The sequence below is a fragment of the Halomonas sp. ND22Bw genome (genome assembly GCF_003011945.1).
GTDB lineage: Bacteria > Pseudomonadota > Gammaproteobacteria > Pseudomonadales > Halomonadaceae > Halomonas > Halomonas halophila.
Genome location: NZ_PXWD01000184.1, coordinates 1 through 440, shown reverse-complemented (window position 1 = coordinate 440; position 440 = coordinate 1). Strand labels below are relative to the sequence as shown.

Below are 440 nucleotides of genomic sequence, written 5' to 3'. Positions count from 1 at the left end.
GCGCGATGACGACGATGACGATGGCCCAGTGCCAGATGCTCATGGAGCCCATGGCTAATCTCCTCGTGGGGATCGGTCATCCGATCCCATCCACTCTTATTCGACCCGCATATAGGCGCAGTCATGGCGTCCCGCCAAGGGAGGCTGTAGGCCTGCGCGACCATGAGTCCCTCCAATCACGTCATCATCCACACCGACGGCGCCTGCAAGGGCAATCCCGGCCCCGGCGGCTGGGGCGCCGTGCTCCAGGCGGGCGGCGGTCACGAAAAGGAGCTGTGGGGCGGCGAGCCCAACACCACCAACAACCGCATGGAGCTGATGGCCGCCATCATGGCGCTGGAGGCCCTGAAGCGGCCCTGCAAGGTCGAGCTGCGTACCGACAGCAAATATGTGATGCAGGGAATCACCGAATGGATGCGCGGCTGGAAGGCGCGCGGCTG

General features: G+C 64.8%; 1 protein-coding gene. It reads left to right on the top strand.

Going from position 1 to position 440, the window contains the following annotated elements:
• Positions 1-162: 162 nt before the first annotated feature.
• On the top strand, positions 163-440 hold a 278-nt coding region (locus tag CVH10_RS17600), incomplete at its 3' end, for an RNase H family protein (RefSeq protein ID WP_369335857.1).